The sequence below is a fragment of the Amycolatopsis suaedae genome (genome assembly GCF_004214935.1).
GTDB classification, from domain to species: Bacteria; Actinomycetota; Actinomycetes; order Mycobacteriales; family Pseudonocardiaceae; genus Amycolatopsis; species Amycolatopsis suaedae.
In genome coordinates this window covers 183,374-198,521 of record NZ_SFCC01000003.1, presented here as the reverse complement: position 1 = coordinate 198,521, position 15,148 = coordinate 183,374, and the positions used below count along the sequence as shown (strand labels likewise).

The 15,148-nt window shown below is 68.8% G+C and carries 9 protein-coding genes; 5 read left to right on the top strand and 4 right to left on the bottom strand.

All coding sequences use genetic code 11. The annotated features are described in order from the left end of the window. Window positions 1–27: 27 nt before the first annotated feature. Both EWH70_RS06950 and EWH70_RS06945 read right to left on the bottom strand, forming a co-directional pair. On the bottom strand, window positions 28–1,080 hold the full coding sequence (locus EWH70_RS06950; RefSeq protein WP_130474428.1) for a right-handed parallel beta-helix repeat-containing protein: 1,053 nt from the start codon (window positions 1,078–1,080) through the stop codon (window positions 28–30). Then, window positions 1,077–2,987 carry a hypothetical protein gene (locus EWH70_RS06945; protein ID WP_130474427.1) on the bottom strand — a complete coding sequence of 637 codons (1,911 nt, stop codon included), beginning with the start codon at window positions 2,985–2,987 and terminating at the stop codon, window positions 1,077–1,079. Before EWH70_RS06945 ends, EWH70_RS06950 begins: the two co-directional genes overlap by 4 nt. A 171-nt stretch (window positions 2,988–3,158) precedes the next feature. On the opposite strand from EWH70_RS06945, the gene EWH70_RS06940 reads away from it, so the two are divergent. From EWH70_RS06940 to EWH70_RS06930, 3 genes are all read left to right on the top strand, one after another. After that, a complete protein-coding gene (locus EWH70_RS06940; protein ID WP_130474426.1) occupies window positions 3,159–3,566 on the top strand; it encodes a VOC family protein in 408 nt (135 codons plus the stop codon). Window positions 3,567–3,596: 30 nt separating this feature from the next. Continuing rightward, window positions 3,597–4,052 carry a nitroreductase family deazaflavin-dependent oxidoreductase gene (locus tag EWH70_RS06935; protein ID WP_130474425.1) on the top strand — a complete coding sequence of 152 codons (456 nt, stop codon included), beginning with the start codon at window positions 3,597–3,599 and terminating at the stop codon, window positions 4,050–4,052. 134 nt (window positions 4,053–4,186) lie between these two features. Beyond that, a complete protein-coding gene (locus tag EWH70_RS06930) occupies window positions 4,187–6,187 on the top strand; it encodes a tetratricopeptide repeat protein (RefSeq protein WP_130474424.1) in 2,001 nt (666 codons plus the stop codon). A 293-nt stretch (window positions 6,188–6,480) separates the two neighbouring features. Here EWH70_RS06930 and EWH70_RS06925 read toward each other — a convergent pair whose 3' ends face one another. Then, on the bottom strand, window positions 6,481–7,614 hold the full coding sequence (locus EWH70_RS06925; protein ID WP_338078567.1) for a hypothetical protein: 1,134 nt from the start codon (window positions 7,612–7,614) through the stop codon (window positions 6,481–6,483). Window positions 7,615–7,884: 270 nt separating this feature from the next. Here EWH70_RS06925 and EWH70_RS06920 point away from each other — a divergent pair, with 270 nt between their 5' ends. Further along, window positions 7,885–10,848, top strand: coding sequence for an AfsR/SARP family transcriptional regulator (locus tag EWH70_RS06920; RefSeq protein WP_130474422.1), 2,964 nt, complete (start codon window positions 7,885–7,887; stop codon window positions 10,846–10,848). Between the two features lie 285 nt (window positions 10,849–11,133). Here the strand turns inward: EWH70_RS06920 and EWH70_RS06915 are convergent, their stop codons facing one another. After that, complete coding sequence (locus tag EWH70_RS06915; RefSeq protein WP_130474421.1) at window positions 11,134–11,778, bottom strand: LysE family translocator; 645 nt, start codon at window positions 11,776–11,778, stop codon at window positions 11,134–11,136. 162 nt (window positions 11,779–11,940) lie between these two features. Here EWH70_RS06915 and EWH70_RS06910 point away from each other — a divergent pair, with 162 nt between their 5' ends. Then, complete coding sequence (locus tag EWH70_RS06910; protein ID WP_130474420.1) at window positions 11,941–14,994, top strand: alpha-N-acetylglucosaminidase; 3,054 nt, start codon at window positions 11,941–11,943, stop codon at window positions 14,992–14,994. The last annotated feature ends 154 nt before the right edge of the window (window positions 14,995–15,148 follow it).

The window sequence follows — 15,148 nt, the reverse complement described above, 5'->3', positions numbered from 1 at the left end:
GGGGCCCGGGCGCCGTCGTGCTCCCGGTCAGGGAGTGACCGGGACGTTGGTCAGGCCCTTCGTCGCTCCCGTCACGGTGTTCGAGGCGTGGACGACATTCGGATTGCTCCGGCACTTCGACGTCGAGGTGATCTTGATGGCGTACTCGCCCACCCCGCCGAGGTCGGACTTGTTGTTGCGCCACACGTTGCCGCAGCCGTTCGGGAACGACGGGGACGAGCTGGGGTTGTGCGTCTCGTATCCGTTGGCGAACGTGCCCGGTTTGCTGAACGTGCCGGTGTTGTCCTCGATGGTGTAGTCGATGCCCTTCACGTCGACCCACGAGTCGGCCGAGTTCTGGCCGGTGATGCCCCGCCCGTCGAACGTGTTGCCACGGATCAGGCCGTCGAACGTGCCTTCCTTGACGTCGATCGGCTCCGCCGCGATGTTGGGGCCGATCTTGTTGCCGATCACCTGGACCCGGTCGGACTTGTCGACGCCGCCGCTGTTGCCGTGGCAGGACCAGTTCGACTTGGCGGAGCCGATGTAGACGCCCTCGCCGTAACCCTTCTGCACCAGGCCGGTGTCGGTGATCCGCGAGTTGCGGATGACGCTGTCCGCGGAGGACTTGCGGAAGTGCACCGCCTCCTCGTCGATGTGGTGCACGTGGACGCCGTCGATCACCGTGTGGTGCGAGTTGTCCACCACGATGCCCTTCTTGGACTCGGCGACGGTGAACCCCTTGAGGTTCCAGTAGGCGGCGTTGTACAGCCAGAGCCCGTAGCCGGAGTCCCAGCCGGCCGTGGGTGCCGGGCAGGACGGCGCGCTGCCGGACGGGCCGTCGTTGATCAGCACCGCGTTCGCGGGACCGGTGAGGGTGATCGGCTTGCCCGCCGATCCCGCCCGTTGCGTGACGAACGAACCCCGGTAGGTACCGGCGGCGAGGGTGATCGTCTGGCCGGGCTGGGCGTTGGCCAGTGCGGCCCGCAGTTCGTCGGAGTTGCCGACGTTGACCAGCGCCGCGTTCGGTGCCGCCTGGCCGGCCGGCGCCATCGTCAGCAGGGCCAGCGTCGCCGTGGCCAGCAGGGCTGTCTTCCTCATCGCTTCCCTCCGGCGTTCTTCAGGAACAGGGACGGGGCACTGTCGGTCTTCGTGGCGTCCACGCCGTGCCCGCCGGTGTAGTCGCGTTGCTCGTTGTGCGCCCAGTCGCTGATCGGCGTGCCACCCACGTCGAGGTGGGCGAAGGTGGTGCCGTTCCAGCCGAACTGGTAGACCCGGTTGCGGTCGGGGTAGTAGTCGGTGTACGGGCCGTTCCTGGTGAGCTGCTTGGTCATGGCGTTGTTGAAGAAAACGTTGCGGGGACCGGACGCGCCGGACCACTTGACGGCCTTCTTGCCCGCGCCCCACCAGATGGGGAACCAGTTCGAGTCGTCGGGCGCGCCGCCGCCCTCGTCACCGCAGTTGGCGCGGCAGTTGCCCGGCCGGTGGTCGTGCGGGACGCGGACGGTGTTGAGCTCGAACAGGTTGTTGCGCTCCCAGCCGCCGTGCAGGTTCAGGTCCGAGTCGAAGTCGTTGCCGATCACCACGTTGCCCGAGGCCGACCACTGGAACGTGAAGTGCCGCAGGTTCCGGGAGACATTGCCGGTGTAGAGGGAGTCCCACACCCGCGAGCCGCGGAAGTAGCCGTTGCCGCCCTTGCCCTTGTTCCAGGAGCCGTCCAGTTCGTTGTGCTCGATCTGCAGGTTCTTCGCTTCCTCGGTGACGATCGGGTGCGACCCGGTCATCTGCATCCGCATCCCGCGAACCCACGAGTTCGCCGCCCACTTGAACACGATGCCGTGCATCTGGGCCTTCGGCTCCATGTTCCCGTAGTTGTAGCGTGCCTGCGCCGGGTCCAGGTTCGGCATGTCCTGGGTGAACGAGAAGTCCTCGAACCCGACGCCGACGACCGGATCGACCAGCGGTGCCGCCTTGGAGTCGTAGTTCGCGCCACCGATCGGCGCCGAACCGTCCGAAGTGGAGTTGACCGGGACGTCGTACTCCAGCGGCTTGTCCAGCGTGATGGTGCGCTGTGAGCTGTTGACCGCGGTGATCGTGAAGATCTGCTGCCGCATGTGCATGTTCAGCAGCGGCCACTGGGTCGGCGTGGCCTTCTGGTACTCGTAGAACTTCTGCGAGTTGGCCGCGCGGATGTTCACCAGCGACCCGGCCGTCAGCGCGCCGGGGGCCGACGCGAGGTGGACGACCCGGTCGCCCGCGCGGGCGGAGAAGCCGGTGTCACCGGGCTTTGCCTTCAGCTTCACCCCGGACTTCCAGTGCACGTTCACCGTGCCCTCGAAGATGTCCTTGCGGTTCTCCGGTGCGGACCGGTAGTCACCGGAGTAGCTGGAGTGCACGCCCCGGGACTGCACCCGGAACAGGCCGCGGCCCGGCCACAGCCAGCCGCCCTTGCCCGCGCCGTGGGTCATCCCGTCCTCGTCCCAGTCCGACCCGTCCGGCGTCAGCGCGTCGTACAGCGTGTTCTGGTCCGGCCGGTAGACGACCTTGGTGGCGTCCTTGCCGGCGCCGCGGATGATCAGGTAGTCGGCGTCGACGCTCAGCTCGCGCGACACGTTCAGCTCACCGGCGGGCAGCGTGATCAGGCTCAGCTTCGTGTAGCTTGCCGAGCCCGAGCAGGACGACTTCACCTGGTCGATCGCCGCCTGCAGACCGGTGGTGTCGTCCGCGCCGTCACCGGGCCGGACGTTGAACTGGCTCGCCAGCTCCGCCGCGGTGATCTGGCAATTCTGGTTGCTGTTGATGTCGCCGGGCCCGGGCAGGTCGGCCCCGCCCCGGTAGCCCGCCTTGCTCCAGTCGTACAGCCCGCTGACCGGTGCCCGGCGGTTACCCGCCGAGGTGTCCAGGTCCGGCGGCGCCGCCTGGGCCACCGCCCCCTGCGACATCGCGACCCCGGCCAGCGCCACGGCCAAACTCAAGGCCGACGACAACGCGAACAGCCGTTTGGACATGTACGAACCTCCACAGCGGCGGCGGGATGGGGGCTCAACACGAACACGTCAGTTGTGACACGCGAGACGGAGCCCCGTCAATACTGATAGGAAACTTTCCTAACTATTTCCATCCGGACCGATCAGGAATCGAGAAGCACCGGGCCGCGGCCCCTACCTACCGTGATCGCCATGGACATCACCATTCACGAGACCTTCCTCCCCCACACCGACCGTGACGCCTCGCTGGCGTTCTACCGCGACACCCTCGGCTTCGAGGTGCGCAAGGAGGTCGAGTACGGGGACATGCACTGGATCACCATCGGCCCGCCCGGCCAGCCCGGCACGTCGATCGTCCTGCAGCCGCCCACCGCCGACCCGGACTACAGCGAGGACGAACGGCGCGCCATCACCGACATGATGGCCAAGGGCACCTTCGCCGCCGTCAACCTGGCGACCAGGGATCTCGACGGCACGTTCGAGAAGGTGCAGGCAGGCGGCGCGGACGTCGTCCAGGAGCCCACCCGGCAGCCGTGGGGAATCCGCGACTGCGCGTTCCGCGATCCCGCCGGAAACCTGGTGCGCATCCAGCAACTGTGACCACAGTGGATAGACAAGATGGAGTCGACGATGAGTGAGACACGGACACGCAAGCCCGGCACGCCGGGGAAGTTCTCCCGCTGGATGCAGGTACGGGCAGGCGCGCGCGCCGTCAGGAAGATCCGCGGCGGCCGCGCCCGGATGATGGGCATGGACATGCTGGTCCTGAACACGGTGGGTAAGCGAAGCGGCCAGCCGAGGGAAACCGCACTCACCTGGTTCCCCGACGGCGATGACGGCTGGCTGATCGTAGCGTCGGGTGGCGGGAGCCAGAATCCCGACTGGTACGCGAACATGATGGCCCGGCCGGAGCGGGTGAGCGTCGAGATGCCGGGCCGCGAGGCCGTCCCGGTGACGCCGCGACGGCTCGACGGCGGCGAACTCGACACGGCCTGGCAGCGCATCGCCGAGGCCCAGCCCCGGTACGCGAAGTACCAGAGCAAGTCCGACCGGCGCTACCCGGTGGTCCGCCTGACCAGGCGGTGACGCCGAGCGGATACGTCACGGGTTCCTCGTCGGGGCCCAGCCAGCCCGGAACAGCATCAGATAGTGTGGCTGTTCCGCTGATCGCAGGTTTCGCTCCGCCTCCCTCTGTTGCAGACTGAGTTCGGAGGGGATCTATGGACAGCGGCGAGAACCGGACAAGGACAACACGGAACATCTACCAGTTGCCCCGTTCCCCGGTGTTTCTCGTCGAACGCGAAAACTTGCAGAATCGGATGGATCAGGCCTGGTCGCGGCGAGGACCCAGCTCTGGACTCGCTGTACTCACTGGCATGGGTGGCGTGGGCAAAACCACCCAGGCGTTGGCCTGGATCCGCAGGCACAGCAATGACTTCCCAGACGTCCAGCTCTACGCGTCACTTGGCGGATCCAGCGAGCTACCTGCCGACCCGAACGACGTCCTGCAGGCTTTCCTGCTATCACTGGGCTCACAACCGGAGCAGATTCCATCCAATCTAGCTCAACGGGCCGCCTCATTCCGTGCGGCGACGCTCGGCCAGCAGGTGGCTGTACTGCTCGACGACGCGGTGTCGGCGGCACAGGTGACACCGCTGCTGCCTGCGGGCCGGGATTCCATGGCGATCGTGACGAGCAGGCGGCGCCTGACTTCACTGGGCACCGAAGCGGCTGTGTACATCCCGGTGCCCGTCCTGGACAACGCGCAGGCATGGGAACTGTTCACGCGCGGTGTCGGCGACGAAAGAGTGACCGCGGAGCGGGATGCCGCCGCGTCGATCGTCGAAGCCTGCGGAGGCCTCCCGCTGGCGCTGAGCCTCGCCGCCGCAAGGCTGCGTGGCAGGCCTCGACGGCCCCTTTCCCGGGAGGCCATGACCTACCGGCGTGATGCCGGATCCACCGGCGATCGGCTCCCTGACGTACGCACGGTTCTCGACCAGAGCTACGAGGAGCTGTCATCGACAGCCGCCCGGCTCTACCTGACCTGTGGCGTTCATCCCGCACCAGCTGTCTCCGTCGACGCACTCGCGGCGGCGGGCGACACCAGGCTCAGTGACGTTGACGACGACATCGACGAACTGATCGAGGCAAACCTGCTCGATGACCTCGATGACGGCCGGGTGGTCCAACACGACCTCCTGCACCACGACGCGCAGGTACGTGCCGCCACCACCGTCGCCTACGAGGAACGGGCGACGATCCTTCGCCGATTCCTTGCCTGGTACCTCGAACGTGCCACCGCGGCCGACCAGTTCGTTCACCCGTATCGGGACCGCCTCGCACCGGTACGACCGGGACGACAGGCACGGGCCGGGCTCTCGGACAGAACCAGCGCCGTTCGGTGGTGGCTCAGCGACCTCTCCACCGTGCTGGCCCTCTTCACCGAGGCCGTGCGGCACCGCTGGGACGAGGAAGTCTGGCAGCTCGGCGAGGCCGCGTGGGGATTCTTCCTCCACCACAGGGGTTATCACCGCTGGCTTCCGGTCTTCGAAGCCGCCGCCGAAGCTGCCGCCCGGTGTGGCAACCAGGTCGCCGAGGCTCGCCTGCGCTCCCAGCTGGGTTTCGCATTCGCCAAGCTGCGGCGGTTCGACGAGGCAGCCAGGGAGAACAACACAGCACTGTGGTTGGGACGCCAAGCCGAGCACGAACCGACCCAGGCGACCGCCCTGGCACAACTCGGCAGGGTGGCGCGTGGACGCAAGGACTGGGCCACCGCACTGAATCTGTACCGTGAAGCGGCATTACTCCAGGAACGGCTCGGCATTCCCCGTGGCGTCGCGTTGTGCCGCCGCCGCGCCGGCGAGGTTCTCATCCGCCTCGGCCGCCTCGACGAGGCCGAAGCCGAGCTGGCGGCGGCTGCACAGGCCATGGCTGACCTGGGCGACCGGGCGCAGCATGCCCGCGCGATGGTGGCGCTGGCCAGGCTGCGCCACCGCAACGGACACACCGGCGACGCGCTGGACCTCCTCCACAATGCACTACAGGCCATGCGTGAACTCCGGTCGCCCTACTACACCGCCGAGGTACTGACCGCGCTCGCCGACATCGAGGCCGCACACGGCCACGACGAGCAGGCACGCCGCCATCTGACAGAGGCTCACGACCTCTACGTCCAACTCGGTGATCCACGTGTCGGAGACCTCGACACGAGTCCGAGCTGACCGCCGCAACCATCCGGTCCAGCTGTCGGCGGGCACACGAGCGGCCGGCAGCACGACCCGGCGATATCGGGAATCGACGACTGCCCCGACGTCCGGTACCACGCTGATCACCACCTCGGCGCCCGGCCAGCGGGCCAACGCCGCCGCACCCTCCTGGCTGAGCAGGATGTCGGCGCAGGCCAACCACACCGGGTCAGCCCGTTCGGCGGCGACCAGCACATCTCCACGCCGGGCGACCGACACCTTGGCAGCGCTGTCGCCGACTGGCCGGATGACCGCGACCGCCCCGCGTTTCATGAGACAACAGGAGTGACCGGGACAGGCGCAGGCACGGGGTGCGGTGCGGACCATGCCTCGGGCGGAGACAACCGCAGCAGCCGGTACATGGCCCGGCCGAGAATGTCGGCGGCCTGCCCGGGGCGCGATGTGATGGCCGCGCTCGTCGCGGCGGCGAGTTCACCGGAGACGGCTTCCGCTTCCTCCGCCTGCACGGCCAGTGGACGGGACAGGTCGAGGCACGGGGCGAGGCCGGCGACGACGTCGGCGATGCTGCCCTGCCGGACGTCGGGTGACCTGGTCGCCAGCGTGACCGGAACGCCGGTGGCAGCGGCGTAGGCGGTGGTCGAGCCGTGGTCGCCGACGACCCAGTCCGAGGCCAGGACGGTGGCTTGCCAGCCCCGGTCCGGAGGAATGAGCCGGAGTCCCTCGGCAACGCAGTCCCCGAGCCAGGTGAGCACCTGGCGATGCCCGTGGACGGTCCAGATGTTGGGGTGCAGAACAGCGGCCACCGCGCTATCCGGGGCCGGTAATGCGTCGAGCAGGGCCCGGCACAGTCCGGGCAGCCTGCCGAACGCGGAGTCGACCGACCAGGTCGAGCTGACGGTCACCAGCCGCTGCCCGCCTTCCACCCCGAGCGCACGGCGGTACTCCGAACGCCTGTCGCGGCTGGCCATCATGCGGTCCAGGCACATGTCGCCGGACACCAAGGCCACCGGAAGTGCCTCCGGGCATAGGGTTCGCAGCGCGTCGTACTCGGAATCGGTGCTCACAGCCAGCGCGGCGGGCAGCAGCCTGCCGCGGTAGGTGAGCAGTTCCCGGTCAAGGCCGGTAGCCGGCAGCGTCGGCGCTCCCGCCTTACGGCTGAACCGCAGCGACTTCATCGCACCCGCCCCGTGCGGCACCAGCAGGATGGGACCGCGCAACTGTTCGAGGTGGCGGTGGCTCGCGGCCAGCACCAGGTCGTATTCGTGGCGCGCTGCCTGGTGCCACGGCAGGACCAGACCGCCCTGCGCCCGGACGTACGTGTCCAGCCCATGCCAAGTGTCGGTTGTCTCGGGAACGGTGAACAACACCTGTACGCGCCGATCGGACTCCAGCAGAGGCACTAGTTCGAACAGCCGAGTGCCGGCCGTCAGGGTCGGGATCACGACCAGAACGGTGCGGCAGCCCGGGCGCGTGACGCGAGCGTGCGCGTCGATTCCGATCGGCCCTCTGATCCAGGTACTCGCACTCATCGCAAGACGCCTTCCGTTCGGTGACCGGGACGGAACCCAGGCTGGTACACCCGCATTTCAAGCGACTTTTCAACGAGCTGTCAGACCACTGACAATTGATCAACACCCCGAACACATCTGGAATCTTTCCGGAAAGAATGTGAGACTGGCCGCGGACGCGGTGGTCCACGGGAGGGGGCCTGGATGGAATTCATGCTCGGAGTCCTCGGGCCAACCATCGTGCAGATGCACGGGAAGCCGGACGTGAAATTGGGCCCCCCGAAGCTGCGCATGATGCTCGGCGCGCTACTGACCTCGCCGGGCCGTCGCATGGGCGTGGATACGCTGGCGGAGTGGGTTTGGCAGGACAATCAGCCGAAAGACCTCCGCGCGACGCTGCACCAGTATGTCACCAGGGTACGCAAGGCACTCGACGGCGCGGGGATACCGGCAGTGCTGAAGCTGGAAGGCCACGGCTGCATCCTCCATGTCGAATCCGAAAAGATCGACTACAAGTTGTTCGACCACCACATGCGGAATGCCTGGGCGGACCGGCAACGCGGCGATCATTCAAGTGCACGCGACAATGCACATGCAGCATTGAAATTGCGGCGAGGTGATCCTCTCGACGATCTGCGTTCCGACCTGGCCGACGAGTGGCGAACTCGATGGGAGCAGAATTGTTGGATTCCCGCCAATTTCTTTCTCGTTGAGGAACTCTTGGCCGAAGGTCAGCCGCAGGCCGCACTGCGACAGCTCGACGACCTCGACGAGGACCATCCAGGACAACTTCTCTCGGCAACGCTGCGGCTGAGGACACTGGATGCGATGAAACGACGCGATGACGTCACCGCGCTCTACCGAAGTTTGATCCGGCGGTACGAAGGAGACGCGCTGGCGATCGAGGAGGTTCGAAGCGTATGGACGGACCTGCGGTATCCGGCAGCCCCGAAACGCGTTGACGGAGCCTCCGTCCACACCAGCCGGCGCTCCGTTCTCCGGCAGGTTCCCCGCCGCAATCCCGACTTCGTGGGCAGAGACGAGATCCTGCACGCACTCGACGAGGAGACACGGGACCCGTTCGGGGCAGCCAGGCCCACGGTCGTCGCGCTGGCCGGGCTGGCCGCCGTCGGCAAGACGAGCATCGCTATCGAGTGGGCACATCGGGCGGGACACCGTTATCCGGATGGGGTGGCTGTGTTCGACCTGCACGGCCTCGGCAGAGCACCGCGCCGCGAACCGAGCGAGGTCGTCGACACCCTGCTCAGGTCGCTGAACTACCCCGTCGACCACGTCGTCGACCCGAACCAGCGGGCCGCCGAGCTGACCCGCCTGCTCGCTGATCGATCGCTGCTGGTCGTGCTCGACAACGTCGCCGACTCCGATCATGTCCACCCCCTGCTCCCGGTGCTCTCCACCTGCACGGTGGTGCTCATCTCCCGCCACCGGTTGACCGGCGCCGCGGTACGGCACCAGGTCCGGACGATCACCGTCGACCCGCTACCGGACGTCCATTCGCGCGCATTGCTGGTTCGTGGCCTCGGCCCACGCGATGCCGAGCCTCATGTGGTCGACAGGCTGGTCGAGTTGTGTTGTGGAATCCCTCTGGTGCTGACACTCGTCGCGGACCGGGCGGCCGCCCGTACCGGAGTCACCCTGGGCGCCCTGGCCGAGTGGCTCGCCAACCCCTCCACATTGCTGGCGCTGGGTGATGACGGGGACGGTGCCGGCGTCAGCCTGCGGTCGGCGTTCGAACTGTCCTACCACGCACTGGGTCCTGCCGAGCAGCGAGTCTTCACCGCGGTGGGGCTGCAGCCGGACGTCGAGTTCGGGCCGCACGCACTGGCGGCCGCGGCAGGACTACCGGTCGTGGCGACGGAGCGCTCGATCGACACCCTGGTCGCGGCGCATCTGGTGCAGCAGCCAGGTGACGCGGACCGATTCGGAGTTCACGACCTCCTGCACCACTATGCCGCTCTGCTCGCCGAGGCCATACCTGACCGGGCCGGAGCGCTGTCCCGGCTGCTGTCGTTCTTCCTGCACACCGCCCACAACGCGCACGAGGCCGTGCATCCGTACAAACTGCGCCCGCCCATGCTCCCGGTCGAGGACGGCTGCGCACCGCTGATCTTCACGGACGCCGCCGCCGCCCAGCGGTGGTGCCTGACCGAACGCACCAACCTCAACGCACTGGTCGAGGTGGCAGCCCGGCATGAGCTGCATGGTTATGCCTGGCGAATCCCGGCGCTTCTCGCCGATCTGCTCGACACGTTCGGCTTCTACGACGACATCGTGGCGGGGCTGAGAATCGCGGCTGAGTCCGCTGCCGCGGCCGGCGACATCGAAGCGGAAGCCTCCATGCTCAACGACCTCGGCCAGACGCACATGCTGATCGGCAACGACGACGAGGCCGATCGTTACCTCCACGCGGCTTACGAACTGGTCAGCCGCCACCGCATCGAAATAGGCCAGCTGACCGTCATGCTCAACATGGCCCGCAGGCACCTTCACGCCGGCCGGATCGGAGACGCGGTCTACAGCTACCAGGAGACGATCAAACTGGCACGCCGAGTAGGTGAGCCGGACCGCCTCGCCGCCACCGCACACCGGCTCGCCGACGCGCTCGCCGAGGCCGGCCGCGAACCCGAGGCGCTGCCCCTCTACCGGGAAGCGTTGGAGATCCGGATGGATCTCGGCTTCGTGGGTGGCATCGTGCAGACCCGGACGGCACTCGCGGCGCTGCTCATCGAGTTCGGGGACTACAGCGAAGCCGCGCAGCACTGCGAGGCCGCACTGCCTCTCGCCCCGGAGGCGGGCCTTCCGGCGAACATGAAGCTGCATACGGTCATGGCCCGACTGGCGCAGGCCCGAGGATCGCGAGCCGATGCGCTGGAATACGCCCGACGAGCGGTGGAACTAGCGAACGAAGCCCGCAACGCCACCGGGCAGGCTAGGGCACGAAGCACGCTGGCGGAGGTCCTCGCCGATCAGGGCGACCTCGCCGAAGCCCGTGTGGAGTGGACGGCTGCGGCCGCCCTGTACCGGGCACGCAAGCGACACCACCGGGCCAAGCAGGTGGAGGCACGGCTGCGTGATCACGACAGCTCCGATCCCGCCCTGCCGACGGCCCGCCGCCCGAACACACCCTCAGTAGAACACTCACTCTAAGTAGTGGTCCACTAACGGGGGATCTTTGTGCGGTTATAACAGGTTGTCGCTATAGATAGCTTGCCGTAGATAGCACCGGGCCAATACGCTGCGCGGGCGTTGATCTTCCCGATCACCCCGCACACAAGGAAACCCGGTGAAACGATACCTCTTACACTGCACCGCGCTCAGCGTCCTGGCGGCCGTCGCCTTGGTGTCCGCAACGTGGTGGAAGTACTACTGATCTAGTGCCACAGTCGCCTTCGTCTCCGAACCGAACGAAGGCGACTTTCATGCCTTCGTGGGTCAACGCCCCTCGGCGGCCATGCGCACGCCGAGGCCGACGAGCACGGTTCCGCTGATCGCGTCCAGCCTGCGGCGGATCTTCGATCGGCGGAACCAGCCGCCCGCGCGGCCGACGGCCGCCGCGAGCGTCAGATAGAGCACGACCTCGATGACCACCTGGAGCAACGCCAGCACCGCGGTGGTGGTGAACAGCGGCCAGCCCGCCGGCACGAACTGCGGATAGAACGCGATCATGAACGCAGCCGCCTTCGGGTTGGCCAGCATCACCACCGCGCCCTCGCCGAACGCCTTCCACCAGCTCCGCGAGGACGCCACCGGCGGCTCCTCAGCCACGTCCGCCGTCTCGCCGCGGCTGCGCCAGGCCGAGCGCAGCGCCTTGAAACCCAGGTACAGCAGGAAACCCGCCCCGACGATGCGCAACACGAGGAACGCCACCTCGGACGCGGCGACGAGGGCGGCCAGGCCCGCGCCCGCGAACAGGGCCCACAGGTACAGCCCCGCCTCCAGGCCGAGCACCGTCGGCACCGCGCCGGAGAACCCCCGCACCGCCGCGCGGCGCAGGATCAACGCCATCGCGGGGCCGGGCGACGCCGAAATGAGGACCACCGCGACGACGAAGGCGGGCAGCAGCGCGACCAGTTCCATGACCGCATCCTGCCCGGACGAGGCCCACCAGTCCACCTGATCGAAGTGTTGCGATATCCGGGTCAATCGAGCAGTTTCGAGCAGCCGGACCGTTGACTGGGCGGCAGGGCCACTGGCAGTCTGATGCGACTGGCAGCGGTCTAGACCACATTGGGGGCGCCCATGCGCAGGTCACCTCTCGTCGTCGTACTGGCCGTGCTCATGACGCTGGGCCTGGTCCAGCCGATCGCGGTGGCGGAGCAGGCCTTCGACACCGGGCCCGCCGAACGGGCACTGCGCAGGCTGGTGCCCGGGCATGCCGACCAGGTACGGCTGCGGGCCGTGCCCCGCGCGGGGGCCTCGGACACGTTCCGGGTGCACGGCCGGCAGGGTGCGATCGTGGTGGAGGGCAGCTCCAACGCCGTGCTGCTGGCCGGGTTCAACGCCTACCTCGGCGAGGTGGGCGTCAACATCTCCTGGGCGGGCGAGCAGGTGCGGCTGCCCGGCAGGCTGCCCGCTCCCGCCGCGCCGATCAGCCGGACCTCCGACGTACCGCACCGGTTCGCGCTCAACGACACCAACGACGGCTACACCGGCCCGTACTGGGACTGGGCACGCTGGGAACGCGAGCTGGACGTGCTCGCCCTGCACGGGGTCAACGAGGTCCTGGTGTACGCCGGGCAGGAGGCGGTCTACTACGACACGTTCCGCCGGTTCGGCTACTCCGACACGGAGATCCGCGCCTGGATCCCGGTGCCTGCCCACCAGCCGTGGTGGCTGCTGCAGAACATGTGCTGTTTCCCCGGCGGGATGTCCCGTCAGCTGATCGAGCAGCGCGCCGCGCTGGGCCGCCGGATCGTGCACCGGCTGCGCGAGCTGGGGATCACCCCGGTGCTGCCCGGCTACTTCGGTACCGTCCCACCGTCCTTCGCGGACAAGAATCCCGGTGCCCGGGTGGTGCCGCAGGGCGACTGGGGTGGCTTCCGGCGTCCCGACTGGCTGGACCCGCGCACGGCCGAGTTCGGTCGCGTCGCCGCGGCTTTCTACGACACCCAGCGCCGGCGGTTCGGCGACAGCACGATGTACAAGATGGACCTGCTGCACGAGGGCGGGTCGCCCGGTGACGTCCCGGTTCCTGACGCCGCGCGGGCGGTCGAACGGGCATTGCGGACGGCGCGGCCAGGGGCGATCTGGGTGATCCTCGGCTGGCAGAACAATCCGCGTCCGGAAATCCTCGGCGCGGTGGACCGCAGCCGGATGCTGGTCGTCGACGGGCTGTCCGACCGTTACCCCGGCCTGGGCAGGGAGCGGGACTGGGGCGGCACGCCGTACACGTTCGGCAGCATCCCGAACTTCGGCGGGCACACCGCGATCGGCGCGAACCTGACCGTGTGGAACGAACGCTACTGGCAGTGGAAGAACAAACCGGGCAGCGCACTGGCCGGGATCGCCTACATGCCCGAGGCCGCCGACAACAACCCGGCCGCGTTCGACTTCTTCACCAGCCTGGCCTGGCGGGGCGGACCCGCCGACCCCGGCGCCTGGTTCGATGACTGGGCACGGCGCCGCTACGGCGGCGACGACCCGAACGCCCGCGCCGCCTGGCGGGCGATGCTGGCCAGCGCCTATGCGATGCCCGGTGACGACCGGTGGAGCGAGCCGCCGGACGGCCTGTTCGGCGCACGGCCCAGCCTGTCCGCGGACAAGGCGTCCTGCTGCAGCCCCGAACACGAGCGCTACGACACCGCCGTGTTCGACCAGGCGCTGACCGCGCTGCTGGCGGTGCGGCCGGAGCTGCGCGACAGCGAGGCGTACCGCTACGACCTGGTCGACGTCGCCAGGCAGGTGCTGTCCAACCGCAGCCGGATCCTGCTGCCGCGGCTGGAGCAGGCGTACCAGCGCGGTGACCGGGCCGGGTTCGCCGAACTGTCCGCGGCCTGGCTACGCTGGCTGGACCTGCTGGAACGGGTCACCTCCAGCCAGCGTGACTTCCTGCTCGGCCCGTGGCTGGAGCAGGCCAGGCGGTGGGGACGGGACAGCAGGGAACGCGCGCTGCTGGAGTACGACGTGCGCAGCCTGCTCAGTGTGTGGGGCAACCGGTCCAGCGCGGACGAGGGGCTGCACGACTACGCCAACCGGGAGTGGTCCGGGCTGATCTCGGGTCTGTACCGGCCACGGTGGGAACGCTACCTGAGCGAGCTGTCGTCGGCGCTGGAGCAGAACCGGCCACCGCGGCCCATCGACTGGTACGCGATGGAGGACGCGTGGGCGCGACAGCACGACCGGCTGCCGACCCGGCCCACCGGCGACCCGCACGCCGCCGCGAGCGCCGTGCTCGCCGAACTGCGCGGCAACGTGCACCAGGCCGAGCTGACCGGTGCGGCCGAGCCTGCCGCCGTGGAGCCGGGCGGGTCGGTCGTGCTCACCGCGAACCTGCGCAACCGCAACGGGTTCGCCCCGATGACCGACGTGTCAGTCACCCCCGAGGTGCCGCCGGGTGCCACCGTCGAACCGCTGTCCCCCGTTCCGGGACAGCTTCCGCCCGGTGGCCGGGCCGAGGTCCGCTGGCGGGTCACCCTGCCCGCCACGGCCGGCGGCCCGGTGCTCGACCTGGGACTGCGGGCCGGCTACCGGTACGCCGGTGCGGCAGGCAGCGTGACGGCGTCGAGCCCGGTGCTGCTCGCCAACGGCGTACGGCCGCCGCTGCACACGGTGTCGTTCAACGACGCCGCTTTCGGCCAGGCCGGCGACGTGCTGGCCGTCCACGGCGGCGGCGCGGACATGTGGGGCGGGACCAACGAGTTCGGCGCCGCGTACCTGCCGGGCGGGCTGACCGACGGCGCCGCCGCCGAAGTGACGGTCGCCGCCCAGGACCGCACCGGTCCGTGGGCGCGGGCGGGGCTGGTGGTGCGCGACGACCTGTCCCACGACGGCGCGGCCGGTTACCTCAACCTGGCCGTGACGCCGTCGAACGGCTGTGTACTGACCTCGGACAGCGACGGCGACGGGAAGCTGGACCGGGTGAGTACCGCCACGGGCCACACCACCCCGGTGCGGCTGCGGCTGGTCCGGGCGGGGAACACCTACCGGGCCTGGTGCGGCGCCGTCGAGGTCGGCACGGCGACGGTACCCGCTGCGGCACGGCAGGACGTCGGGGCGTTCATGACGGCGGCGAACGGCGGCTCCGGCCGCACCGGCACCGCCCGGTTCACCGGCTTCACGGTCACGGCAGGCTGAGGGCACCGCGGGTCAGAACACGAGTGGCGCTGGTGCAGCTGCACGACGAGCGGCGCAGGCTCGGCGCTCCGCTGGTCACCTACCTCAGATCGGTCGCCCAGCGGCAGACGTTCGTGCGCTGCGGCGCCGCGCCGACGCCATGGTGTGCCGCATG